Raw genomic sequence first — 24,862 nt, 5'->3', positions numbered from 1 at the left:
CAGTCAGGTTTTCGGCCGCTTGTGCAACACCACGTGCGCCAGCGGAATCTGGGTCGGTTCCGGTGCGGCGGCCAACCGGTCGGCGACCGACTTCTCCAACCTATCGAACAATTCGTCGACCCGCGGATCGCCGGGGCCGCCGTCGAGTGCGGTCAGTAGCGCCGGGAACACCGACGCGCGTGCGAAACCGGCCCAGCGGGCACCGAAAGCGGCTGCATCCTTGTCGATCTGGTAGCGATGCCAGAAACGGTCCTCGGCGTCGAACACGTCGAGGTGGGCGATCTCCAGACCCTCGAAACGGCCCGACGGGGCGAATGGTGCGGCGAACTCCGACGCGCGCCGGGCATACGTCGGGATGCACATCTGTGCGACTTCGCGGGCCTGGAGCATGTCCTCGCCGGCCAACTCGTCGAGTGCGTCGACCAGCGCGGTCAACAGCGTGCGGAAGCCGAACTCGCCGTCGTCGCCGACGGCCATCGTCATCACCACCAGACGACCACCCGGGCACAATTCGCGGCCGCGAAACGCGACGAATTCGTGCCAGTCGCGGGCCGCCTGCTTGGCGTGGGCCGCGCGCGCCTGCTCGTCATCGCACAACGCCGCATGAATGTGGCCTTCGATGGCGGCCGGTGTCTTGCTCAGCCACTGGATGGCCCAGGCGCTCCACCCCAGGTGCACGCTGTTGGACGGCAGGATCTGCGAGTAGAACGAACGACCCACCGCCGAGGCGAAGGCGACACGGTCTTTTCGCAGATAGGTGTCGGGGTCGTCTTCCAGTGTGCGGAACAGCGCGGTGAAGTCGTTGTCGGGCCGGTCCGTGTGAGCGATCAGAATCGAATGCTCGGGGCGGGTGCGCCCGCGCAGGACTGCGATCGCGCCACCCAGCGGTAACAACGAGTTGTGGCCGCTGGCCGCGCCGTAATCGGCGACCACGATGGGCTGAGGGGGATCGGGCAGCGGCACCGCCGCCGCGGCCTGCTCGAAGACCGCGATCGCCTGCGACAGGCCGGCGGCCTGCAACCGGGAACCGGCGGTATAGGTGCCGCTGTCCATCGGCTCCGGTCGCACGACGATGCTCGATTCAGGCATCGCGACCTCCCCGGGGCTTGGAGACAATCCGTCTTTTACGACGGTAGCCAGCTCAGCTACCCCTCGCGACCCATTCGTCGTAGTTGACCAACTCGTCGCCGACGGTGGTGGTGTCGCCGTGGCCGGTGTAGACGACTGTCTGGCCGGGCAGCTTGCCCAGCCGTCCGGAGATGGATTCCAGGATGGTGGGGAAGTCGGAGAACGATCGGCCGGTCGCGCCGGGGCCGCCCTGGAACAGGGTGTCGCCGCTGAACACCGCGTTGAGGTCGGGTGCGTGCCAGCACACCGAGCCGGGGGAGTGGCCCGGGGTGTGCAGAGCGCGCAGTTCGGTACCGGCCACCTGGATCGATTCGCCGTCAGCGACGGACCGGAACTCTTTGTCCGGGTGGGTCATTCGCCACAACACCTCATCGGCGGGATGCAGGAACACCGGTGCGTCGAGTCTCTGCCCGAGTTGCGGGGCGACGGTGACGTGGTCGTTGTGGCCGTGGGTGCAGATCACCGCCACCACATGGCGGTCACCGACGGCCTCGACGATCGGTTCTGCGGTGTGCGCGGCGTCGAACACCACGACCTCGGTGTCGTCACCAACGATCCAGATGTTGTTGTCGACCTCCCAGCTGCCGCCGTCGAGCTCGAAGGTCCCGCTGGTGACCAGCCGCTGGATCGCGCTCACAGGACCACCACCGAACGCAGCACCGGGTCGGTGTCGGGGCCGGCGTGCATCTTGTGGAACGCCTCCTCGATCTGGTCGAGCCCGATGCGTTCGGAGACGAACGCATCCAGCGGGAAGCGGCCCTGCAGATACAGCTCGATCAGCGTCGGGAAGTCGCGCTCGGGCAGACAGTCGCCATACCACGAGGATTTCAACGATCCACCGCGGGAGAAGAAGTCGATCAACGGCATCTCCAGCGTCATCTCCGGGGTGGGCACCCCGACCAGGACCACGGTGCCGGCCAGGTCCCGGGCGTAGAACGCCTGCTTCCAGGTCTCGGGCCGGCCGACCGCGTCGATCACGACGTCGGCACCGTTGCCGTCGGTGAGATCCTGGATCGTCTCGACCGGATCGAGCTCGCGCGCATTGATGGTGTGGGTGGCGCCGAACTTGCGCGCCCAGTCCAGCTTCCGGCTGTCGGTGTCCACCGCGATGATCCGCTTGGCGCCGACCAGGTTCGCCGCGGCGATGGCCGCATCGCCCACCCCGCCGCAACCGATGACGGCCACGGTGTCGTCGCGGTTGACCGCGCCGGTGTTGATGGCTGCGCCGACCCCGGCCATCACCCCGCAGCCCAGCAGCCCGGCCGCGGCCGGGTCGGCGGTGGGGTCGACCTTGGTGCACTGGCCCTCGTGCACCAGCGTCTTGTCGGCGAACGCGCCGATGCCCAGCGCCGGCGTCAACGGTGTGCCGTCGGTCAGGGTCATCGGCTGGGAGGCGTTGTGGGTGTCGAAACACAAGTGCGGTCGCCCGCGCTTACAGGCCCGGCACTGCCCGCACACCGCGCGCCAGTTCAGAACCACGAAGTCACCGGGCTCGACGTTGGTCACACCGTCACCGACCGACTCGACAACACCGGCGGCTTCATGGCCGAGCAAAAACGGGAACTCGTCGTTGATGCCGCCCTCGCGGTAGTGCAGATCGGTGTGGCACACCCCGCACGCCTGGATGGCGACGGTGACATCGCCCGGCCCCGGATCAGGGATGACGATGTCGACCACCTCGACCGCTTTGGCTTTCGTCCGTGAGATCACTCCGCGCACCGTCTGAGTCATGCGTACAACATATCGGGTGCGAAATCGGTGCGCTGGACACGTGTCCGATGAGGTGCGGTGACCGGTCAAACACGCGATCGACCTAGGCTCAGCCGCTTCGGCGCGCGATACTGGAGTCGATATGGCTCCCAGCCAGAACGACCTGCTGTCCACCGCGCGCGCCGCGCACCGGCGGCGGGACTGGCATGCCAGCTATCAAGCGTTCGACCTGGCCCGTCGTGAGGTCGGCCTGGGCACCGACGATCTCGATGCGTTGTCGTTCGCGGCATGGCGGCTGGGACATATCAAGGAATCCAGCCGAGCCGCCGAGCGTGTCTACGCCGAGCTGACGCGGACCGACTCCACTGCCGCGGCCATGAAGGCCAATGAACTGGCGCTGGCCTGGCTGGTGCGTGGTGACGTAAACATCGGCCAAGGGTGGATGAACAGGTCCCGCCGGCTACTGGCCGGCGCCGAGGACAACCCAGCCCATGGCTACCTGACCTACCTAGACGCCGTCGTGGCCGCCATGTTGGGCGACCTCGACGCGTTGCGCGGCCACGTGCTGCGGTTGCGGGAACTGGCCGACCGGCTCGACGCCCCGGCGGTCACCGCACTGGGGCTGATCGCCGCGGGCATCGACGCGATCCTGCACGCACGCACCGCCGAGGGCTATGCACTGATCGACGAGGCGATGCTGCCGTTGCTGGCCGACCAGGTGCCCATCGAGTGGGCCGGCGACCTGTACTGCATCGTGTTGCACCACTGTCACAAACTGGCCGACCTGCCGCGGATGCGGTCCTGGACCCAGTCGATGGAGCAGTGGTGCGGCCTGTCCGGTTCGGTGCCCTACGGCGGTGTCTGCGACGTGCACCGGCTGCAGGTACAGGTGGCCACCGACGACTACCGGACGCTGGAACGCAGGCTCGACTCCGCCAGCCGCGCATTGCACGACGTCAACGGCTGGGCGGCCGCGGAAGGGTACTACCAGCTCGGTGAGGTGCGTCGACTGATGGGTGACTTTGACGGCGCCGCACACGCTTTCGACCAGGCGCGCGGATTGGGTATGGACCCGCAGCCGGGGGAGGCCCTACTGGCGTGTCGGCGCGGTGAGCACGCCACGGCGTGGACATCGATCCGGCTGGCCCTGGCCGACGGGGACCGGTTGGCCAGGGTGCGACTGCTGCGCGCGGCGGTGCAGATCGCTCTTACCCGTGATGCCATCGCCGACGCCGAAAACTACTGTGCGCAACTGCAGTCCGATGCGCATGCCTTCGGGACGCCGGGCTTTCTGGCGTGGGCCGCGCATGCCAGGGGAGCCGTGCTGGTCCGGCAGGGCGCATTCGCGCAGGCATTGGAGGTGTTACAGGAGGCATTGCGCGAATACCGGGTGCAGCAGTCCCGATACGACACCGCCGAGGTTTACGAATGGATGGTGCTGGCCCACCGGGGGCTGGGCCACCACGATGCCGCGAACGCCGACGCGGCGACTGCCGACGCCATCTATGCCGAACTGGGTGTCGACCCCGCCGGGATCTGCGGTTCACCGGCACCCGGCCGATTGACCCGCCGCGAATGCGAGGTGTTGGCCTGCATCGCCGGCGGAGAAACCAACCGGCAGGCCGCAGAACGACTTTTCCTCAGCGAGAAGACCGTCGGTCGACATCTGGCCAACATCTACGCCAAGATCGGGGTGTCCTCGCGGACGGCGGCAGCCGCTTGGGCGCGCCAGCACCACGTGATCTGATCTGCATCATGTGCACCACGGTCGGCCCGAGCAGATACATCGGATAACCGATGACGCGGTGGCATCGCGGGCCTAGCGTTGCTGATCATGACGACATTGCACGACCGCGCGACGGTCGACACCACCGAGGAATTCGCCCGTCACATCATCGGCACCATCGACGCGGCCAGTGTGGCGATTCTGCTGTCCATCGGTCACCAGACCCGATTGTTCGACACGCTCGCCGAACTTCCACCGGCCACCAGTGCCCAGATCGCCGACGCGGCCGGACTCGATGAACGGTACGTGCGGGAATGGCTCGGTGGAGTGGTCAGTGCCGGCATCGTCGATTACGACCCCGCGGCAAGCACATACGCTCTTGCGCCACACCGCGCCGCAGTCTTGACCAGGGCGGCGGGTCCCGACAACCTGGCCCGCGTTGCACAGTTCATCCCACTGCTGGGCGAGGTCGAGCAGAAGGTGATCGCCTGCTTCCGGCACGGTGGCGGGTTGTCCTACAGCGAATATCCGCGCTTCCACACCCTGATGGCCGAGGAGAGCGGCGAGGTCTTCGATGCTGCCCTGGTCGACGTGATCCTGCCGATGGTCGACGGGTTGCCCGAGAAACTGGCAACCGGAGCCGACGTCGCCGACTTCGGCTGCGGCAGTGGACATGCAGTCAACCTGATGGCGCAGGCTTACCCGGCCAGCAGGTTCGTCGGCGTGGACTTCTCCGAGGAGGGTCTGGCCGCGGGCGCCGACGAGGCGCGCCGGCTCGGGCTGACCAACGCGACCTTCGAACAGGTCGATGTCGCGAACTACGACCGGGCCGAGATCTTCGATGTGATCACGGCTTTCGACGCGATCCACGACCAAGCCCACCCGGCTCAGGTGTTGGCCAACATCCACCGTGCGCTGCGCATCGGTGGGGTGTTCCTGATGGTCGACATCAAGGCATCGACACGACTGGAGGACAACGTCGGAGTGCCGTTCGCCTCCTATCTGTACACCGTGTCCACGATGCACTGCATGAGCGTGTCGCTCGGGCTCGACGGTGACGGCCTGGGCACTTGCTGGGGTCGCGAACTGGCCACCACGATGCTCGCCGAGGCCGGCTTCAGTGACGTCACCGTCCGCGAGATCGACTCCGACCCGCTGAACTACTACTACATCGCCCGGAAGTGAGTTCGATGACTGTCCTGTCGGCGGACACGTTGTTCGTCACCGACGGTGGCCTGGAAACCGAACTGGTTTTCCACGACGGCCGCGAGCTGCCGGCGTTCGCCGCCTTCCCCCTGCTCGAGTCGCCCGACGGGCGGACCCGACTGCAGCGTTACTACGACGGCTACCTCGACATCGCGCGTCGGCACCGCACCGGTTTCGTCGTCGAGACCGCGACATGGCGGGCCAACCCGGAATGGGCGGATCAACTCGGTTACTCCGCGCAACGACTCGACGAGGTGAACCGGGCTGCGGTCGAACTCGCCGAAACGGTGCGCACCGCCGCACAGGCCGCCGGCCTGACCGCGATCGTGAGCGGCTGCGTCGGACCACGCGGGGACGGTTACGACCCCGGAACCGCGATGACTGCCGACGAGGCCCAGAGCTACCACGCGGTTCAGATCGGCACCTTCGCCTCGACGTCGGCCGATCGGGTCACCGCGATCACGATGACCAACACGCCCGAGGCGATCGGCGTGGTCCGGGCCGCCGCGGCGGCGGGCATCGCGTCGGTGGTGTCGTTCACCGTCGAGACCGACGGTCGCCTCCCGACCGGTCAGCCGTTGCATGAAGCCGTCGACCAGACCGACGCCGAGACCGGTGCCGCAGCCGACTACTTCATGGTCAACTGCGCACACCCGACTCACTTCGCGGCCGCTCTGGACCAGGACGGGCCGTGGCTGCGCCGGCTGGGCGGGCTGCGCGCCAACGCCTCGACCCTCAGCCACGCTGAGCTCGACGCGGCCACCGAGCTGGACGACGGCGATCCCGACGACCTGGCGCACGCGCATGTCGCGCTGCGCCGGCGTCTGCCCGCGGTCACGGTGCTGGGCGGGTGCTGTGGGACCGATGCCCGCCATGTGGCCGCACTGTGCGCTGCCTGGGAGGCGAACTAAGCTCGGGCGCGATGAGCGCACTGGACGTGTTGGCTGACTGGCCGGTTCCGACCGTCGCCGCCGCGGTCGTCGGTCACGGCGGTGTCCTCGCTCACCACGGCGACACCGCCCACCCCTTCGCCCTGGCCTCGGTGACCAAACTGCTGGTCGCGCGCGCGGCGCAGGTGGCCGTCGAGGAGGGGGCAGTCGATCTCGACACCGAAGCCGGGCCGGCGGGTTCCACGGTGCGGCACCTGCTGGCGCACGCCGCCGGGTACGAGATGACCTCGGCGAAGGTGATCGCCGAGCCGGGCACCCGTCGGATCTACTCCAACTACGGGTTCACCGTGCTGGCCCAGACGCTGCAGCTGGCGACGGACATCGCCTTCCCCGACTACCTGCGGGAAGCGGTGTTCGAACCACTCCACATGTCCGGCACGTCGTTCGACGGAGGTGCCGACGCGGCCGGTTTCGGCGCCACGTCCACCGTCGACGACTTGTCGGTGTTCGCCCGTGACCTGCTGGTTCCGGCCACGGTTTCGGAATCGATGCACGATCAGGCGACCAGCGTGGTGTTCGAGGGTCTGAATGGCGTGTTGCCCGGGTTCGGCGTGCAGCGGCCCAACGATTGGGGGCTGGGGTTCGAGATCCGCGGCGGCAAGTCGCCGCACTGGACCGGTGCGGCGAACTCCGCGCGTACGTTCGGTCATTTCGGGCAGTCCGGGACGTTTCTCTGGGTGGATCCGCAGGCCGAACTGGCCCTCGTCGCGCTCACCGACCGGGCCTTCGGCGACTGGGCGCATGAGGTGATGCCGGCGCTGTCTGATGAAGTCCTAAGAGAGTTCGGGGCAGACTAGCGCAACGTCCGCCTCACGAGGCACAATGGACTCGCAAGTCACAACTTCATCTGCATTCACATGTTGCTGTTCGGTCACACCAGGTCGTTGGGGAAGACGTCCCTCGTGGAGCCGAAGGAGTAGCAGATGCGTGCAGCGAACCAATTCGCCGACGCGACGACGGGCGTGGTGTACATCCATGCCTCGCCCGCGGCGGTGTGCCCGCATGTCGAGTGGGCGTTGTCGTCGACCCTCAATGCGAGGGCGAATCTGAAGTGGACGCCGCAGCCGGCCATGCCCGGGCAGCTCCGTGCGGTAACCAACTGGGTCGGTCCGGTCGGCACCGGCGCGCAGCTGGCCAATGCGCTGCGTTCGTGGTCGGTGCTGCGCTTCGAGGTGACCGAGGACCCCAGCCAGGGCGTCGACGGTCACCGCTGGTGCCACACCCCGCAGCTGGGCCTGTGGAGCGGTGCGATGAGCGCCAACGGCGACGTGATGGTCGGCGAGATGAGACTGCGCGCGCTGATGGAATCCGGCGCCGACATGCTGGCCTCCGAGCTGGACTCGGTCCTGGGCACCGCGTGGGATGAGGCACTCGAGGCATACCGGGACGGCGGCGAGGGGGCCGAGGTCAGCTGGCTCAGTAGAGGAGTGGGCTGAGTTCTTTCCGCGAGCAGACGCGCAAACGCCCTTTCCGGCGCGCAAATGGGGGAGCTCACGTCTACTCGCGGGGCTAAACGGAACGCAGGATTTTCAGCGCCCCGGGTACTGCGGAGATCCGCACCGGCAATGGGCAGACGTACTCGCCATCGGCATAAGCGTTGATGCCTGGACAATCCACGGTGATCACGCCCGCCCGCGCGGTGCTGACCTCGTCGAGGTCGACGTGGGTGCCCTTGAACACCGTGGGGAACAACCGGATCAGCTTGGTCCGTGACGCCGAGGCCACCATGGTCGCGTCGAGTTGCCCGTCCCGCGGGTCGGCGTGCGGGCAGATCAACATGCCCCCGCCATAGCTGCGGGTGTTCCCGAAAGCGGCCATCGTCAACTCGGTCTCGATCTCCGTCGTGTCAGCGCCGTCGGTGAAGGTCAGCCGGAACGGCAGCAACCGCAGCTTGGACAACTCCGCGACCATCGCGAGGTTGTACCGCATACGGCCGTGCGGCCACCGCATCCGATTGGTCCGATCGGTCACCAGTGAGTCGAAACCGGCGGCCATCACGGTCCCGAACCACCGTCGGGTGCCGTCTGCACCCTCGATGAGTCCCAGGTCGACCGTGTCGACCACGCCGTCGACGACGACGTCAGCGGCGGCCACCGGATTTTTGGTGGGTATCCCGAACTCACGCGCGTGGTCGTTGCCGGTCCCGGCCGGCACGATGCCCAGCGGGATGTCGGTCTGGGCGAGCACCTGCAGCGCCAACGACACGATGCCGTCGCCCCCGACGACCACCAGCGCATCCATTCCCCGCTCGAGCGCGCCCTCGACCAGCATGCGGGCGTGTGCAGAGTCCCGCCCGGCGACAGCCACCACATCGACACCGCGCTTGTGGAGATGGGCGATGGCCCGTTCCCCGGCATGTGACGCGCTGCCGTGACCGGACGCCGGATTGGTCAGAACGGTCACCCGGGTGCGACCGGTCACGGAATCAGCTTGCCCGGATTGAGGATTCCGACGGGATCCAGGGCCGCCTTCACCGCGCGCAACACCTCGACACCGAGGTCACCGACCTCGTCTCGCATCCAGGGCCGATGGTCGGCCCCGACGGCGTGGTGATGGGTGATGGTGGCCCCGGTGCGCATCATGGCCTCCGACGCCGCGGCTTTGGCGGCGCGCCACTGCTCGATCGGGTTGTCGCGCTGCGCCGCGACGACGGTGAAGTACAGCGACGCTCCGGTCGGGTACACATGCGAAATGTGGCACAGCACCAGCGCCGGTGTCCCCGAATCGGCCAGCGCACTGGTCAACGCCTCTGTCACCGCGATCTTGACCGCCGACAGGTTCGACCAGTTGGTGGCGGTCTCCAGCGTCTCGCACAACGCTCCGGCAGCCAGCAGGGCGTCCCGCAGGTAGGGCGCGTCGAACCGGCCGTGTTCCCAGTCGCGTGCCGGCTGACCACCCAACGACGTCCCGCCCTTGGCGGTCAGCAGGTCCCGAGTCTCGGTGTGCCGGCTGGTCACGTGGGCTTCGGTGCCTTCGAATGCCGTGATCGCCAGGCATCCTCCGGTGACCTGCTGTTCCCCGATGTGTTCGGTGGTCGCCAGGTTGACGCCGGTCTCGGCCTCGTCGGACAACCGGATCACCGTCGGTCCGGTGCCGGTCTGGACCACCGCACGCAGCGCGTCGGCGCCGGTGGCGAAATCCGGGAAGGACCATGCCTCGTAGCGGGTCGTCTCGGGCACTGGATGGACGCGCACGCGTACCCGGGTGATCACCCCCAGGGTGCCCTCCGAACCCAGCAGAAGGTGTCGAAGATCGGGCCCGGCAGCCGACGCGGGCGCACGTCCGAGGTCCAGGATGCCCGCCGGGGTCACCGCCCGCACGCCGCGGACCATATCGTCGAAACGGCCGTAACCTGCCGAGTCCTGGCCCGACGAACGGGTGGCCGCGAAGCCGCCGATGGTGGCGAACCGGAAGCTCTGCGGATAGTGGCCCAACGCGAATCCGCGCTCGCCGAGCAGCTGCTCGGCGAGCGGTCCGGTCACACCGGCGCCGAGCTCGGCCTCCCAGGACACCTCGTCGAGGCTGTGCAACTGATCGAGCCGGCGCAGGTCCAGCGACACCACGGCCTTGAAGTCACCGCGCACCGGATCGAGCCCGCCGACCACGCTGGTCCCGCCGCCGAACGGCACTACGGCGATGCTGTGGTCGGCGCAGTAGGCGAGCAGGTCGGCCACCTCCTGTTCGGTGCCCGGCAGCAGCACCGCATCCGGAGCATCCTGCACGCCGAAGTCCTTGCGGCGCAGCAGGTCCAACGTGGATTTGCCGCCGGCCCGCAACAGCCGGCCGTGGTCGTCGACGATCATGTGCTCGGCGCCGACCAGCGCGCCCAACCCGGCCCGATCGGCCGCGGACAACGCCGAGGGGCGCAGCCGGACCTGATCGAGACGGGGCTGCGCGACGTCGGCGGCGTCGATTCCCAGGGCCTCGCTGAGCAGGCCGCGAATTCCGGGTGAAAGCGGTTTGGCCAACGCGGGGTCGCCCCAGCCGTTCCACTGCATCGGCGGGTCGCTCGGCTGCGCTGCTGCGGGATTCATGAGTTACAGTATTACAGATGATGTCAATCCGTAACTCAGTGTCCACTGTCGAGGAGCGCATCCTCGACGCGGCTGCCGCCTGCGTACTGACCTATGGCGTGGACCGGGTGACGATGACCGAGATCGCACGGCGGGCCCGGGTCAGCCGTCCCACGATCTACCGCCGCTGGCCCGACATCCGCTGGGTGATCGCCGAGCTGTTGACCGTGCGGATCGCCGGGGTGCTCGACGCCGTGCCCGAGAAAGGAATCAGCCGCGACGCCACGGTGGCCCGGGTGGTCGCGGTGGCGCGGCATCTGCGCGACGACGAGGTGGTGATGTCGGTCCTACGCAACGCACCGGCCATCGCGATGACCTACATCGCCGACCGGCTCGGCACCAGTCAGCAGATCGTCATCGACGCGCTGGCCGACGCGATCAAGGCCGGCCAGGATGAGGGCAGCGTCCGTCCCGGCGATCCGCGGGGGATGGCCGCGATGTGCCTGCTGATCACGCAGTCGACCATTCAATCGGTGCAGCTGGTCGACGGCCTGCTCGATGCCGACGCACTCGATACCGAATTGGGTGTGGCTCTGAACGGATACCTGAAACCATGACCGACCCCTCAGCGTTGAATGCCGCCCGACGTCGTGCCGACTTGCAGCGCCTCGGCGACGGCGCTCCGCTCGACGTGCTGGTGATCGGTGGCGGGATCACCGGAGCCGGGATTGCGCTGGACGCGGCCAGTCGGGGGTTGGCGGTCGCGTTGGTCGAGAAGCACGACCTGGCGTTCGGGACCAGTCGGTGGAGCTCCAAACTCGTCCACGGCGGCTTGCGCTATCTGGCCAGTGGGCACGTCGGCATCGCGCGCCGCAGCGCGGTCGAGCGAGGGTTGCTGATGTCGCGCAACGCACCGCACCTGGTACATGCGATGCCGCAGCTGGTGCCGTTGTTGCCGCAGATGAGCATTGCGTCTCGGGCGCTGGTGCGGTTCGGTTTCGCTGCCGGCGACGGTCTGCGCAGGCTGGCCGGAACGCCGGCCTCGGTGCTGCCCCGGTCACGCCGGGTCGACGCGCGACGGGCCGCCGAACTGGCCCCGACGGTACGCCGTGACGGACTCGACGGCGCGTTGCTGGCCTACGACGGCCAACTCATCGACGATGCCCGCCTGGTCACCGCCGTGGCGCGGACGGCGGCCCAGCACGGTGCGATGGTGCTCACGCGGGTGGCCGCGGTGCAGGCGTCCGGCACTTCGGCCACCCTCAGCGATACCCTCACCGGCGAATCGCTGGTGGTGCGGGCTCGGGCGGTCCTCAACGCTGCCGGGGTGTGGGCAGGCGAGGTCGACCCGTCCGTCACGCTGCGGCCCAGTCGCGGGACTCATCTGGTCTTCGACGCCGCAGCCTTCGGAAATCCTGTTGCGGCACTGACGGTTCCGATCCCCGGCGAGCTGAACCGGTTCGTCTTCGCGATGCCCGAGCAACTCGGTCGGGTGTATCTGGGGCTGACCGACGAAGACGCGCCCGGCCCGATTCAGGACGTCCCCGAACCCACATCCGACGAGATCACTTTCCTGCTCGACACCGTCAACACCGCGCTGCAGACCACGCTGGACCGCGCCGACGTCATCGGCGCCTACGCCGGCCTGCGTCCGCTGATCGACACCGGCTCGGGTCGCACTGCCGACGTATCCCGTGAGCACGCGGTGACCGAGTCGCCGTCGGGGGTGATCAGCGTGATCGGAGGCAAGCTCACCGAGTACCGGTACATGGCCGAGGACGTCCTCGACCGCGCGATCGCGCTGCGCGGTCTGACCGCCCGACGCTGCCGGACCCGGAACCTACCGCTGGTCGGCGCGCCGTCGAATCCCGTTTCTGCGCAACGCTCATCGACCACGCTGCCCGCGTCGCTGGTGGCGCGCTACGGGGCCGAGGCTCCGAACGTGATGGCCCGGGCGGCATGCGCCCGCCCGGCGGATTCGGTGGCCGAAGGCATCGATGTCACCAGGGCCGAGTTCGCGTATGCGATCACCCATGAGGGCGCGTTGACCATCGATGACATCCTGGACCGGCGTACCCGGATTGGCCTGGTGGCCGCTGACCGGGACGCGGCGACCGAATCCGCGGCAGAGATTCTGGCAGCCTTGAGCTGACGTCGTGCAGTACCTAGGTGCCGCGCCGTTGTCAGCGCAACAACACCTCGCGAACCGCCGACGCTGTATGGCGTTGCCAGAGAGCCTGCACGGGAACCAGTAGGGGCGGTCGTAGATCGATCACCTGGACACGGCCGTCCATTGCCGGGCCCGCAGACACGGTGACGAATGCGACGGCGCCGGTGGTCAGCGGAGCGGCGACAGTCGCGGCTCCCTGCACTCGGCTAACGACATAGTCAGGCTCGAAACCCGCTCGGCGACAGGCCCCTAACAAGAGGTCGCTGTAGTACGACGCACCAGGTGGCGCCCACAGCGCGATGCGTTCGCCGGCCAGGGCGGCGATATCGATCTCGGTCTCGGCGGCAAGTCGGTGATGCGCGGGCACAGCCACCCGGACAGGGTGATAACCGACGACCGCCCCCGCCAGGTCGTGACTGGGCACCACACCGCGCCGCAGCCCCAGCTGAACAGATCCACCCAAGATGGCGTCAACCAACTGATCGGGGTACATCTGCCGGAAAGTGAAGGAGGTCGACGCATGCGCATCGATGGCACCCTCCATCACGTTGTACACCTCGGCTCCGCTGAGAGCGGGGGTGTGGCCGACGACGTAGACCTCGTCATCTCCACTGGCCACCCGTTCGACATGTTCGGCGACGGTACGAGCGGCCGCCAACAGCGTCCGTCCCTCTCTGAGCAGCAGTGTCCCCGCGGTGGTGGTAGTGACGCGGCGGCCTTCGCGCACGAGAAGCTGTGCGCCCAGATCCTTTTCGAGCTGCCGCACCGACGTGCTCAACGCCTGCTGGCTCAGATGCAGGTCGGCGGCGGCCCGCGTGAAGCTGCCCGCCTCGGCGACCGAGATGAAGTGGCGCAGGCGACGCAGATCTGGAGTGGAAGCCATGCACAAATATTATTTGTCGATATCTCGAAAATCTGGGTTTCTCATTTGTTGGTCGCGCCGCTAGCGTCGGGCGTCATGAGCAAACTTGAGGGCAAATCCGCAGTCGTGGCCGCCGGAGCGAAGAATCTCGGCGGGCTGATCAGTACCACGCTGGCAGCCAAGGGTGTCAACGTCGCGGTCCACTATCACAGCGCCGCCTCCGAACAGGACGCCGACAGGACACTCGCTCAGGTCCAGGAGGCCGGCGTGAAGGGCGTCAAAGTGCAGGGTGACCTGACGGTTCCCGCCAATGTCGAGAAGTTGTTCGACACCGCCGTCGACGCTTTCGGAGGTGTGGACATCGCGATCAACACCGTCGGCCGGGTGCTGCGCAAACCGTTCGTGGAAACAACTGAGCAGGAATATGATTCGATGTTCGACATCAACGCCAAGGCGGCGTACTTCTTCCTGCAGCAGGCCGGCAGGCGGCTGAACGACAACGGGTCGGTGGTTACCATCGTGACAGCGTTGCTGGCGGCCTACACCGACGGCTATTCCACCTACGCCGGCTCCAAGAGTCCAGTGGAGCACTTCACCCGCGCTGCGTCCAAGGAGTTCGGCACGCGCGGCATCAATGTCAACAATGTGGCGCCCGGCCCGATGGACACGCCGTTCTTCTACCCGCAGGAAACACCCGAGCGTGTCGAATTCCACAAGTCGCAGGCGATGGACAACCGGTTGACCGACATCACCGACATCGCGCCGCTGGTGGTGTTCCTCGTCGACGAAGGCCATTGGATCAACGGCCAGACCATTTTTGCCAACGGCGGCTACACCACGCGATAGCTCGGTTGCCGCCGCCAGCGGGCCGAAATCAGCGATGTCCCCTCCAGATGCTCGTCTGATGGCGGGCAGGGAAATCCGCTAGCTGTGAAGATGCTGGCAACCATCGCATCCGCTCTTACGAAACGCGCCCACCGGGTTTATTGTCGGGCCTGATCGCGTCGGCACTGCCGGACGCGACAGGCGCAATGGGGGCGGCATGGCTGACGCGTGGGAACTCGTGGTGCACCACACCTATTCCGGTCCGCCAGGGGTGATCTTCGACCACGCACCGATGCACCAGAGCCACGGCCAGGGTGTGAACCTCGCCGACGCCGATTTCACCCCGGACGGCGCCTCCCCGGGATCCGGAGTAGTCCGGTTGCGCGCCGGCACCAGCATGATCCGGGTGCCGGCTTCGCCGAGTCTGCGCCCTCTGGGCGGCATACGGATCGAGATGCTCTGCGACCGCGAACTGATGCGCAACGGCGGAACCCTCATCTCCGGGGACAGCTTCGAGTTCCACACCGGTCAGGGATTCTTCGGCGGCGGGTTCACCCAGATCGATGGTGGGGGCAGCGAGTTCGGCGAAGGTGGCTCGGAGCCGCGCCCGCTGCCGGATGACCCCTGGCTGACCGTCGGCCTGCAGTACGACCCGTCCGGGGTGCAGGCCGAGATCAACGGCCGGGTCGTCGCGCGCTGGGACCAGTGGAACGGTCTGCTCGCCTCGACGGCAGGACTGGTCATCGGCAGCGACCGCACCGGCGGAAAGGGCGTCACCGGCCGCATCGACGACCTAAAGATCTGGCGCCTGCACCCGCACCGCATCGGGTCGGTCTTCGTCGAACGTCCCGTGGAACCTGAGGTCGCGCGCTGCTGGGCCGAATGGTCGCGGCGACTCGACGAGGTGATCCGGGCAGACCCACACTGCTGGCAGACGCTCACCGTCCTGCTTCCGAAGGCGTTGTTCGTGGTGGTCGGCCAGATCGCCGCGCTGCCGGGCATTCAGCGTGATTACGCCGATCTGTCAGCCCGCTATCACCAGCTCTGGTCGGAAGGCCGGCTCGGCGAGATCCCTGCGGTGCTCGCGGACCTCATCGCGCTGCTGCGCGGCGCGGGGTTCAATCCGGCTGGGGTCACCCAACTGCAGGAGCTGCTCCACAGTGGGTGCTTCGCCTCGCTGGTCGAGCAACTGCCGATCGACTGCGACGCCGCTTTCACCGACATGTTCTCCGTCTCGGAATCGTTCTGACCCACCCGCTCGACGACAGGGGCTCTCATGGCCAGACGGAACTTGACGCGCGCCACGGCCACCGCCGACGCCACCGCCTTCGAAACCGAAGGTTTCCAGGCGGGGGCGAACACTTTGGTTCTGCTGTTTGTGACCAGCGCCCGCCCCGCCCTCGGAGGTGGCACACCGAGCGTGCCGACGGTGACCGGCAACGGTCTGCGATGGACCCTTGAGCAAAGTGTCGTGTACGGCAACGATCGCCGGCTGAGCTGCTTTCGCGCCTCGGGGCCCGCCCCGGTCGGCGGCGGCGCCATCATCGACTTCGGGGCACAGACCCAGGACTTCTGCGCCTGGTCGGTCTTCGAGTACACCGACGTCGACGTGACAGTAGCCAACGGCGGATCGGCTCTCGCGCAGTCTTTCTCGGTGACCTCGACCGGTAGGTCGCTGTCCGTGCCGCTGTCTCGCTCGGCGGATGCCGACCGCAACGTCGTCACCGGAGCCCTCGCCGTCGATTCCAGTAGTGGTGCCGCGGTGACGGTCTCTGCGGGTGCTGGATTCGACGAGATCGACAACGTCGCGGTGGCGCAGTTCCTGGGTAAGGCCGGCGCACTGCACACCCAGGACGCTCCGGCGTCGGCCGACGTCATCAGTTGGACGTGGAGCAGTCCGCAGTCCGCGGCCGCCATCGTTTTGGAGGTCAAAGCCGTGCCCGCCAACACCGGGCCGGGCACAGGCACGGGTAGCGGCCCGGGCGGTTCCGCCGACGACGGCCGCGGTCTGATCGAACGGTTCGAGCCGATCCTGTTCTTCCATGAGTCCGAGAAGTACTTCCCCAGCGACGCAAAGCGCTTCGTCGAGCGGGCGGCGCTGTGGGCGGCCCGACTGCCCGGGGACGACAAGGCGGGGTGGGGCGGCGCACCGACGGTGGCGGCGACCGGGCTGGCCGCGGTCGACGGCGAGCCTGGCGAGTTCCGTTTCGGCGAGGAGCTCGGCGGCAACGACCACCGGTTCCTCGAGCTCGGCGGCTGGAAGGACAGCAACGGTTCCCATGAGGACGGGGTCAGCGCGCAGACGACCAATCGCTACAGCGACCGCGGGCCCGTCGACACTCTGTATGCCGCTGAGCTCGAACCCAGCCGGTTCTGGTACCACGCCGAGGTGATCCATAAGGAACGTCTGGGTAACATTGCCAGCCGGCAGACCGGCGTCAACCTGACCGCGCTGATCGACGGACTCGATGCGCCGACGCTGCTGTGCTACTACTTCTTCTTCCCCGCCCACGAACAGGGCGTGGTGAGTAGCCGCTGCAACAACATCGAGGCGCGCGAAGTCTCGTCGCACGTCGGCGACTGGCAGTGTCTGGCGATCCTCGGTGAGGGGGCCGGTGCGGCATTCACGCCGAAGTTCATGGGCCGCACGGGTACTCGTCCGAATCGACTCAACGGTCAGTTCCCGGCCTACCAGTTCGACAGTGACCAGAACACCGTGATGGTGGTCGACGCGTGGACGCCGGCCGATCCGCAGGTCGTCGACGGGCACCCACGGCTGTATGTGGCGGCCGGTTCCCACAGCCTCTACACCCGACCTGGCTCCAAGACTGTCAATGCGTATCCCGATGACCGGCAGCCTCAATACTGCGGCACGCTGGACGTGCCCTCGCCCGCAGGCGACGGCGACAGCTGGGAACTGACTGCCACCAAGGATGTGGCGGTCCTGCTCGCCAAGATGATCGCCGCCGGTCCCTTCGGTTTCCTCGGGGCCGCCGCCGCGCTGGTGTCGTGTGTGGTGGAGATCGCGCACTATCGGGCGCCGATGGCACCCTTCGGTGCCGCCCCAGACGACGTCGGCTCCCCTGATCAACCGCCGGCGGCGGCAGGTGCCGGCAAGACGATCAAACCGGCCTCGGTGAGTGTGCCCGATGCCGGCGCCGATGTCGTCGACTGGCGGTGCCGGCCACGCCAGCCGCTCGTCGAATCAGGACGGACCTACGACTGCGTGGTCGACCGCGACGCCCAAGGCTTTTGGCCCCATCCCGACACGAAGCGGGGCTTCCGCGGTCGGTGGGGGCAGCACGTCACCGCCGACGGTCTCGCCCGGCGCGCCGGGCCGCGATTCCCTGACTACCCGTCGATGTTTCTGATGGCGCTCGCCGACGGTGTCGGCCGCACGCCACCGCTGTTCACCCTCGACGGCTGATTACCCTGCCGCGGCAAAGGCTACAGCGGGATGTTCTTGTGGCGCCCGCGGCGCATCGGCGCCTCGGCCAGCGCCTGGGTGAGCTTCGAGCGGGTGTGTGCCGGGTCGATCTTCTCGTCGACCACACCGATCTCGATCGCCGAATCGACGCCGCCGGCGATCCTCTCGTGCTCGACGGCCAGTGCCTCGTGCAGCGCCTCACGCTCCTCAGGCGCCGCGGCGGCCAGCTTCTTCTTGTGCAGGATGCCGACAGCGGCCTTGGCGCCCATCACGGCAACCTCGGCCTCCGGCCAGGCGAACACCTTGGTGGCGTTCAGCGAACGTGAATTCATCGCGATGTAGGCGCCGCCGTAGATCTTTCGGGTGACCAGCGTGACGCGGGGGACTGAGGACTCACCGAAGGCGTGCAGCAGCTTGGCGCCGCGACGCACCACGCCACCCCACTCCTGGTCGACACCGGGCAGGTAACCGGGCACGTCGACGACGACCACCAACGGGATACCGAACGCATCGCACAGCCGCACGAAACGCGCTGACTTTTCGGCACTCTCGGAGTTCAGGCAGCCGCCCAGGCGCAGCGGGTTGTTCGCGATCACGCCGACGGTACGGCCGGCCAGCCGTCCCAGTCCGACGACGATCGACGGCGCCCACTTGGACTGGAACTCGTCGAATGGTGTTCCGTCGTCGAGTAGCGCCTCGATCAGCGGGTGCACGTCGTAGGCGCGGCGAGCGGACTCCGGCAGCAGTGCTTTGAGGTCGGTATCCCCGGCCTCGGCCTTGGTGCGGTCGAAATGGCCCTGCTGGCAGAACAATCCGACGAGGCGACGGCCACGCTCGTAGGCGTCGAGCTCGTCGTCGGCAACGATGTGGCAGACGCCGGACTTCTTGTGGTGGGCTTCCGGGCCACCCAGCGAGACCATGTCGACGTCCTCGCCGGTGACGCTGCGCACGACGTCGGGGCCGGTGACGAAGACCTTGCTGTCCGGTGCCATCACGATGACGTCGGTCAGCGCCGGTCCGTAGGCCGCGCCGCCGGCAGCGAAGCCGACGACCACCGAGATCTGCGGGACGTAACCGGAGGCGCGGATCATCGCCTCGAAGACCAGGCCCACCGCGTGCAGCGCCTTGACGCCCTCGGCCAGCCGCGCGCCGCCGGAGTGCCAGATACCGACGATCGGGCTCTGCTCGTCGATGGCTACGTCGTAGGCGTCGACGATGTGCTTGCAGCCGTCCACCCCCATGGCGCCGCCCATCACGGTGCCGTCGGTGCAGAACGCGATGGTGCGGACACCGTTGACGGTGCCTGCGGCGGCCAGCACACCCGACTTGTCCCGGTCGTGCAGCAACTCGACACTGTCGGCGTCGAAGAAGGTCTGGAGGCGAAGCAACGGATCCCGCGGATCGACAGACTCGTTGGCTGCTTCGGGAGCCCGGTTCTCGATGGTCGTCATCAGTTCTCCTGTGCCTTTCAGTACTTCCCGAAGGCGAGAGCCACGTTGTGCCCGCCGAATCCGAAAGAGTTGTTGATGGCGTAGTGGTAGTTGCCAGGTCGTGCCGTACCCGCAACGACGTCGAGGTCGATGTCGGGGTCGAGATTCTTCAAGTTCAGTGTCGGGGGTATGACGCCGTCGCGCAGCGCCTGCACCGTCAGGATCGACTCCACCGCGCCGACTGCGCCGACCGAGTGGCCCAGCGCAGACTTGGGTGCATAGACCGCCGGGCGGTGCCCGCCCATCGCCAGATTGATCGCGTGCCCCTCGGCGACGTCGCCGACGCTGGTGCCGGTGGCGTGCGCGTTGACGTGGTCGATGTCGGTCGGTTGCAGGCCGGCCAGTTCGATCGCACGCGACATCGCGTGGGCTGCGCGCTCGCCATTGGGGTCAGGCGCCACCATGTGAAAGCCGTCCGACGTGACGCTGGCACCCATCAAGCGCGCCAGAATCCGGGCGCCGCGGGCCTTGGCATGTTCTTCGGTCTCGATCACCATGAGCGCTCCGGCCTCGCCGAACACGAAACCGTCGCGGTCCCGGTCGAACGGGCGGCATGCCCCGGCCGGATCGTCGTTGTTGGTCGACATCACGATGCGCATCTGGGCGAACCCGGCAATCGGGACCGCCTCGATGCGCTGCTCCACTCCGCCGCAGATGGCGATGTCGGCTTCACCCAGCACGATGTTGCGCCACGCCTGCGCGATGCCCTCCGAACCGGACGCGCACGCCGAGACCGGTGTCACCACTCCGGCCTTGGCGCCGCGTTCCAGCCCGACGACCGCGGACGGGCCGTTGGGCATATACATCTGGACGGCCAGCGGAGACACCGCGCTGATGCCCTCGTCGCGCATGCCGTCGTAGGCGAACACCAGCGCCTCGGCACCGCCGAGGCCGGTCCCGATCGACACCATCAGTCGTCGGGTGTCGACCTCGGGGGACCCGGCGTCGGCCCAGACCCGACGACCGAGCACGGTCGCCATGCGCTGCGGATAGGACATTCGCCGAAACTCGACCTCGGTCAGGTCAGGCTCGAAGTTCTCGAGCAGATGACCACCGATGCGCACCGGCAGGTCGAACTGCTCGACGAACGGGTCGTCGAGCAGGCGGATGCCACTCCGACCTGCCAGCAATGCCTTCCAGGTACCTTCGGCGTCGGTGGCGACACTTGTCGTCATCGCCATGCCGGTGACCACCACATTGGGCAGTCCACTACCTGTCGTCGGCGTTGCCATGTCGAGGCGCGTTTCCTTTCTGCAGGTCGTGTGTCAGACCCCGGTGGTCCTAGTAGCGACCGAAGGCCAGAGCGACATTGTGGCCGCCGAACCCGAACGAGTTGTTGATGGCGTACTCGTAGTCGCCATACCGTGGCTCGCCCGCAACGACATCGAGATCGATCTCGGGATCCGGGGTCTCGTAGTTCAGCGTCGGCGGGATGACTCCGTCGCGCAACGCGAGCACCGTCAGCGCGGATTCCAGGGCACCGACGGCGCCGATCGAGTGGCCCAGCGCCGACTTCGGCGCGTAGACCGCGGCATGCTCGACTCCGGCGACGCGGATGGCGTTGGCCTCCGCGGTATCGCCGATCGGGGTAGCGGTGGCGTGCGCGTTGACGTGCGAGATGTCCTTGGGGGACAACCCGGCCGTCTCCATCGCCCGCTTCATCGCCTGCCCGGCACGCTGGCCGTCGGCGGCCGGAGCCACCATGTGGAACGCGTCGGAGGTGATGCCCGCACCCATCAGGCGGGCCAGCGGCGTGGCGCCGCGGGCCTTGGCGTGCTCCTCGGTCTCGATGATCATCATCACGCCGGCCTCACCGAAGACGAAGCCGTCGCGGTCCTTGTCGAACGGACGCGACGCCCCGGCGGGGTCGTCGTTGCGCGTCGACATGGCACGCATCATCGAGAAAGCCGCGATCGGCAGCGCTTCGATGCCACCCTCGACGCCCCCGCAGACGGCGAAGTCCGCGTCGCCCATGACGATCTGACGCCATGCGTGGGCGATTGCCTCCGACCCCGAGGAGCACGCCGACACCGGGGTGATGACCCCGGCGCGGGCGCCCAGCTCGAGGCCGGCGACGGCCGCCGCACCGTTGGGCATGATCATCTGAACGGCGAGCGGGGAGACCTTGCGGGGCCCGCCCTCGTTCATCGCGTCATAGGTCTCGACGATTTTTTCGCCGCCGCCCAGACCGGTGCCGATGACGACCGAGAAGCGGTCCGGATCGACCTCGGGAGTGCCCGCGTTGTCCCAGAGTCGCCGCGCCAGCAGCTTCGACATCCGCTGCACGTAAGACATGCGGCGCATCTCGATACGCGTCATATGGCTGTCGACGTTGTCGACAAGGTGGCCGCCGATCCGCACCGGCAGGTCCCACTTGTCGACGAAGTCGTCCTCGAGAATCCGGATTCCACTTTCGCCGGCCAGCAGACCCTTCCACGTGCTCTCGATGTCCGCAGCGAGGGCCGTGGTGGCCTCAATGGCGGTCACCACGACGTTAGGAAAACCGCCGTTAGCAGTGGAAGGACGGGTCACTGGTCGCCCTGGATCTGAGCGCGGATGGCAGCAGCAGCCTCGGGGTTCTCTTCTTCGAGCTTCTGGATGTAGGCGACGACGTCACCGACGGTGCGCAGACCGGCGAGGTCCTCATCGGGGATCTTCACGCCGTACTTGTCTTCGGTCTGCACGGCGATCTCGACCATCGACAGCGAGTCGATGTCCAGGTCGTCGACGAACGACTTCTCCGGGGTGACCTCCGAGGGCTCGATACCGGTGACCTCTTCGATGATCTCGGCGAGACCGGCGATGATTTCTTCTTGGCTGGCAGCCACGGTGGCTCCTTCTTGTTATCGGTTGTTACTTCGAACGGATGTGATCGAGCTGGTCGTGCGTGGTGTTCACTGGTCAGCTGCGGAGCGATTCCGCGAGCCCGTCCAGGTCAGCGGGGGACTTGACGGCGTGCGTCGGAACCCCCCGAAGTTCACGTTTGGCGATGCCGGTCAGGGTGCCCGCGGGCGGGAACTCGACAATCGCGGTGACGCCGTGTTCCTTCATGGTGGCGGTGCACAGGTCCCAGCGGACAGGCCGCGTCATCTGGGCGACGAGCTTGGCCATCGCGTCGGCCGCCGACGACACCGGACGGCCGTCGGCGTTGGAAAGCAGAGTAACCGTCGGCTCGGACGGGTTGACCCGGTCGGCCACGGTGGCGTACCCGTCCAGGGCCGACGCCATGTACTGGGTGTGGAAGGCGCCCGCGGTGGCCAGCGGACGAACCCGGGCGCGTGCCGGCGGGTCCTCGGCCAGCTTCTCCAGCGCCGCCAGGGCACCCGCGGCCACGATCTGTCCTGCGGCGTTGCGGTTGGCCGGGACCAGATCCAAGGCCTCCAGGCGGGCCAATACCTCGTTCTCGTCGCCACCGAGCAGGGCGGACATCCCGGTGGGCTCCAGGGCGCATGCCTTGGCCATCTCGGCGCCGCGGGTCGCGGCCAGCGAGACCGCTTCATCTGCGGAGATGACCCCGGCGATGGCGTAGGCGGCAATCTCACCGACGGAGTGCCCGGCGGCGAGGATCTCCTCGTCCCCGGTGAGCACGCCCCGGGAGAGTAGTTCCTGGTGCGCCAGCAGGGTGGCAGCCACGACCAGCGGCTGGGTCACCGCGGTGTCGGTGATCTCTTCTGCGGTGGCGGTGGTGCCGAGCCGGCCCAGGTCCAGTCCGCTGATCTCCGACCACGACGCAATGCGTTCCGCAGCGCCGGCGAGCTCAAGCCACTCGGCGAGCATGCCGGGTGTCTGAGAACCCTGTCCGGGCGCGAGGAATGCAAGCACAGTTTTGTCGGACACGTCTTTAAGAAAACATTGTGAAGACGGTTTTGCCCGGTGTAAGAGACTATGAACTCTTTCTTATGTTTTTGTGGGACTCCCACAAAAACGCATGTGATGCGACGCCATCGATACCGCGGCGAAACATGTCATTCCGGATTACCGCCCCATTTTGTGACGGACGCAACACCGTTGAGCTGCCCGGACTGCGTGAACTGCGTTGTGCTCTGCTGGGCTTGGCGGGTCAGCCGGCCGACTGTCGAGGCCACCCGGAGCACGTACGCGTCCCGCGGAACGGTGGGATCGCGGCCGGTGAAATCGGCGATCCGGCGTAGCCGGTAACGGACGGTATTTGGATGAACGAACAATTTCCGTGCGCAAGCTTCTATCGCTCCGCCCGCGTCGAGGTAGGCATCCAGCGTCTCCATCAGCGCCGGACCGGCATCGGACAGCGGGCGCATCACCTCGGCTTCGAGCGCCGCAGCTGCGGTCGCATCACCGAGCAATGCCCGTTCGGGCAGTAACTCACGGGCCGGAACCGGCCGGGGCGCGCCGGTCCAGCCGGCGACCGCATTCATGCCCGCGATGGCCTCGGTGGCGCTGCGACTGGCCGCCGCGAGCGTGGGGGCGGTCGGCCCGATCACCACCGGGCCGTCGTCGAACACCTTCATCAAATCGGCGAGGAACCGGTCGGTCGGGGACAGGCCCCCGGAGACGATCGCCACCAGCCAGGTGCCGTGCACATCCGACAGCGCAGCACGGTTGTGGCGACCGGCCGCCGCGTGCACGTCGTCACCGGCGAACTCGGCCCGCTCGTGTCGGGGCAGCCCGACGATGACGGTGGCCGGGGCGGTGGCGTCCCAGTTCAGCGCCGCGGCCTGGGACTGCAGCTCGGGGCCCACATCGCCGCGCACGACCGCGTCGACCAGATTGGCCTCCATCCGGGTGTCCCACGCGCCGCGCGCCTCGGCCTGGTCGGCGTAGGCCGAAGCGGCGGCGAAGGCGAGGTCACGGCTGTAGCGCAGGATGCCCGCGGTCAGCGCGGTCAACTGCTCCTCACTGCGCGCCAACAGCGGGACCACTTCCTCGAAAAATTCCATCGTCACGCGCACCATCTCGACCGACTGGCGCAGCGCGATGCGCCGCCGCAGATCCTGCGGCACCACCTCGAAGGCCTGCGCGGTATAGCTGACATCGCCGTCGGGGTTGCGCATCCACTCGACGAAGTTGACCACCGCGGTCTGCACCACCAGCTGCACGCTGGCCCGCTGGGAGGCCTCCAACTCAGCGAAGAACGGCAGCCGCTCGCCCATCACCTGGACAGCTTCGGTGGCCAGCCGCCCCGAGTACTGCTTGAGTCGGCGCAGCGCCGACTCCGGGACGTTCTCCAGCATCTCCACCGTTGAGCGAGGCGGGACGAACCGATTGTCGGCCATCCCTAAAAGCTACGCCTACCTTCTGGCAGAAACCTCCAAGCTGTCGTCGCCTACGCGACTCGCAGGCCGAATGTCGTCGCCTACGCGACTCGCGGGCCGAATG

Annotated in this window: 22 protein-coding genes; 10 read left to right on the top strand and 12 right to left on the bottom strand. The window is 67.5% G+C overall.

What is annotated here, in order from left to right; translation table 11 throughout:
* Window positions 1-3: 3 nt before the first annotated feature.
* From KXD98_RS16030 to KXD98_RS16020, 3 genes are read right to left on the bottom strand one after another with little or no spacing between them, the layout of a single operon-like run.
* Window positions 4-1,089: a class I SAM-dependent methyltransferase gene (locus KXD98_RS16030; RefSeq protein WP_260759360.1), complete on the bottom strand. Its 1,086-nt coding sequence runs from the start codon at window positions 1,087-1,089 to the stop codon at window positions 4-6.
* A gap of 52 nt (window positions 1,090-1,141) precedes the next feature.
* A complete protein-coding gene (locus KXD98_RS16025) occupies window positions 1,142-1,765 on the bottom strand; it encodes an MBL fold metallo-hydrolase (RefSeq protein ID WP_260759359.1) in 624 nt (207 codons plus the stop codon).
* Complete coding sequence (locus tag KXD98_RS16020) at window positions 1,762-2,859, bottom strand: S-(hydroxymethyl)mycothiol dehydrogenase (protein ID WP_260759358.1); 1,098 nt, start codon at window positions 2,857-2,859, stop codon at window positions 1,762-1,764. The genes KXD98_RS16025 and KXD98_RS16020 overlap by 4 nt, the downstream gene beginning before the upstream one ends.
* Before the next feature lie 121 nt (window positions 2,860-2,980).
* Between KXD98_RS16020 and KXD98_RS16015 the strand changes: the two genes are divergently transcribed.
* The 5 genes from KXD98_RS16015 (at window position 2,981) to KXD98_RS15995 (ending at window position 8,156) form a co-directional block, all read left to right on the top strand.
* On the top strand, window positions 2,981-4,585 hold the full coding sequence (locus KXD98_RS16015) for a LuxR C-terminal-related transcriptional regulator (protein ID WP_260759357.1): 1,605 nt from the start codon (window positions 2,981-2,983) through the stop codon (window positions 4,583-4,585).
* A gap of 87 nt (window positions 4,586-4,672) precedes the next feature.
* Window positions 4,673-5,749, top strand: a complete 1,077-nt coding sequence (locus tag KXD98_RS16010; RefSeq protein WP_260759356.1) for a class I SAM-dependent methyltransferase — start codon at window positions 4,673-4,675, stop codon at window positions 5,747-5,749.
* A 5-nt stretch (window positions 5,750-5,754) separates the two neighbouring features.
* The gene (locus KXD98_RS16005; RefSeq protein ID WP_260759355.1) at window positions 5,755-6,681 is read left to right on the top strand and encodes a homocysteine S-methyltransferase family protein; all 927 of its coding nucleotides are present in this window, start codon (window positions 5,755-5,757) and stop codon (window positions 6,679-6,681) included.
* An 11-nt stretch (window positions 6,682-6,692) separates the two neighbouring features.
* Window positions 6,693-7,517: a serine hydrolase gene (locus KXD98_RS16000; protein WP_260759354.1), complete on the top strand. Its 825-nt coding sequence runs from the start codon at window positions 6,693-6,695 to the stop codon at window positions 7,515-7,517.
* A 126-nt stretch (window positions 7,518-7,643) separates the two neighbouring features.
* Complete coding sequence (locus tag KXD98_RS15995) at window positions 7,644-8,156, top strand: DUF3145 domain-containing protein (RefSeq protein WP_260759353.1); 513 nt, start codon at window positions 7,644-7,646, stop codon at window positions 8,154-8,156.
* Window positions 8,157-8,229: 73 nt separating this feature from the next.
* Here KXD98_RS15995 and KXD98_RS15990 read toward each other — a convergent pair whose 3' ends face one another.
* Complete coding sequence (locus KXD98_RS15990; RefSeq protein ID WP_260759352.1) at window positions 8,230-9,141, bottom strand: diacylglycerol kinase; 912 nt, start codon at window positions 9,139-9,141, stop codon at window positions 8,230-8,232.
* Window positions 9,138-10,718 carry an FAD-binding oxidoreductase gene (locus KXD98_RS15985; RefSeq protein ID WP_260765234.1) on the bottom strand — a complete coding sequence of 527 codons (1,581 nt, stop codon included), beginning with the start codon at window positions 10,716-10,718 and terminating at the stop codon, window positions 9,138-9,140. Before KXD98_RS15985 ends, KXD98_RS15990 begins: the two co-directional genes overlap by 4 nt.
* Before the next feature lie 53 nt (window positions 10,719-10,771).
* Here KXD98_RS15985 and KXD98_RS15980 point away from each other — a divergent pair, with 53 nt between their 5' ends.
* Both KXD98_RS15980 and KXD98_RS15975 read left to right on the top strand, forming a co-directional pair.
* On the top strand, window positions 10,772-11,350 hold the full coding sequence (locus KXD98_RS15980; protein ID WP_260759351.1) for a TetR/AcrR family transcriptional regulator: 579 nt from the start codon (window positions 10,772-10,774) through the stop codon (window positions 11,348-11,350).
* Window positions 11,347-12,885 carry a glycerol-3-phosphate dehydrogenase/oxidase gene (locus KXD98_RS15975; protein ID WP_260759350.1) on the top strand — a complete coding sequence of 513 codons (1,539 nt, stop codon included), beginning with the start codon at window positions 11,347-11,349 and terminating at the stop codon, window positions 12,883-12,885. The genes KXD98_RS15980 and KXD98_RS15975 overlap by 4 nt, the downstream gene beginning before the upstream one ends.
* 31 nt (window positions 12,886-12,916) lie before the next feature.
* On the opposite strand, the gene KXD98_RS15970 is transcribed toward KXD98_RS15975, so the two are convergent.
* Window positions 12,917-13,786: a LysR family transcriptional regulator gene (locus tag KXD98_RS15970; protein ID WP_260759349.1), complete on the bottom strand. Its 870-nt coding sequence runs from the start codon at window positions 13,784-13,786 to the stop codon at window positions 12,917-12,919.
* A gap of 75 nt (window positions 13,787-13,861) precedes the next feature.
* Between KXD98_RS15970 and KXD98_RS15965 the strand changes: the two genes are divergently transcribed.
* The 3 genes from KXD98_RS15965 (at window position 13,862) to KXD98_RS15955 (ending at window position 18,017) form a co-directional block, all read left to right on the top strand.
* Window positions 13,862-14,611 carry an SDR family oxidoreductase gene (locus tag KXD98_RS15965; RefSeq protein WP_260765233.1) on the top strand — a complete coding sequence of 250 codons (750 nt, stop codon included), beginning with the start codon at window positions 13,862-13,864 and terminating at the stop codon, window positions 14,609-14,611.
* A gap of 196 nt (window positions 14,612-14,807) precedes the next feature.
* Window positions 14,808-15,839, top strand: a complete 1,032-nt coding sequence (locus tag KXD98_RS15960; protein WP_260759348.1) for a hypothetical protein — start codon at window positions 14,808-14,810, stop codon at window positions 15,837-15,839.
* A 27-nt stretch (window positions 15,840-15,866) separates the two neighbouring features.
* Window positions 15,867-18,017 carry a hypothetical protein gene (locus tag KXD98_RS15955; RefSeq protein ID WP_260759347.1) on the top strand — a complete coding sequence of 717 codons (2,151 nt, stop codon included), beginning with the start codon at window positions 15,867-15,869 and terminating at the stop codon, window positions 18,015-18,017.
* Window positions 18,018-18,037: 20 nt separating this feature from the next.
* Here the strand turns inward: KXD98_RS15955 and KXD98_RS15950 are convergent, their stop codons facing one another.
* The 6 genes from KXD98_RS15950 to KXD98_RS15925 all read right to left on the bottom strand — a co-directional run bounded on the left by KXD98_RS15950 (window position 18,038) and on the right by KXD98_RS15925 (window position 24,759).
* A complete protein-coding gene (locus KXD98_RS15950; protein WP_260759346.1) occupies window positions 18,038-19,468 on the bottom strand; it encodes an acyl-CoA carboxylase subunit beta in 1,431 nt (476 codons plus the stop codon).
* Window positions 19,469-19,485: 17 nt separating this feature from the next.
* Window positions 19,486-20,739 carry a 3-oxoacyl-ACP synthase KasB gene (kasB, locus tag KXD98_RS15945; protein WP_260759345.1) on the bottom strand — a complete coding sequence of 418 codons (1,254 nt, stop codon included), beginning with the start codon at window positions 20,737-20,739 and terminating at the stop codon, window positions 19,486-19,488.
* Window positions 20,740-20,788: 49 nt separating this feature from the next.
* Window positions 20,789-22,039, bottom strand: coding sequence for a 3-oxoacyl-ACP synthase KasA (gene kasA, locus KXD98_RS15940; protein ID WP_260759344.1), 1,251 nt, complete (start codon window positions 22,037-22,039; stop codon window positions 20,789-20,791).
* Complete coding sequence (gene acpM / locus KXD98_RS15935; RefSeq protein WP_260759343.1) at window positions 22,036-22,335, bottom strand: meromycolate extension acyl carrier protein AcpM; 300 nt, start codon at window positions 22,333-22,335, stop codon at window positions 22,036-22,038. Before acpM ends, kasA begins: the two co-directional genes overlap by 4 nt.
* Before the next feature lie 73 nt (window positions 22,336-22,408).
* Complete coding sequence (locus tag KXD98_RS15930) at window positions 22,409-23,329, bottom strand: ACP S-malonyltransferase (protein WP_260765232.1); 921 nt, start codon at window positions 23,327-23,329, stop codon at window positions 22,409-22,411.
* Window positions 23,330-23,472: 143 nt separating this feature from the next.
* On the bottom strand, window positions 23,473-24,759 hold the full coding sequence (locus KXD98_RS15925; RefSeq protein ID WP_260759342.1) for a CdaR family transcriptional regulator: 1,287 nt from the start codon (window positions 24,757-24,759) through the stop codon (window positions 23,473-23,475).
* Between the last annotated feature and the right edge of the window lie 103 nt (window positions 24,760-24,862).

The organism is Mycobacterium sp. SMC-4 (assembly GCF_025263265.1).
Classification (GTDB): Bacteria; Actinomycetota; Actinomycetes; order Mycobacteriales; family Mycobacteriaceae; genus Mycobacterium.
The sequence above is the reverse complement of the archived record's forward strand: the minus strand, read 5'-3'. Positions and strand labels throughout refer to the sequence as shown.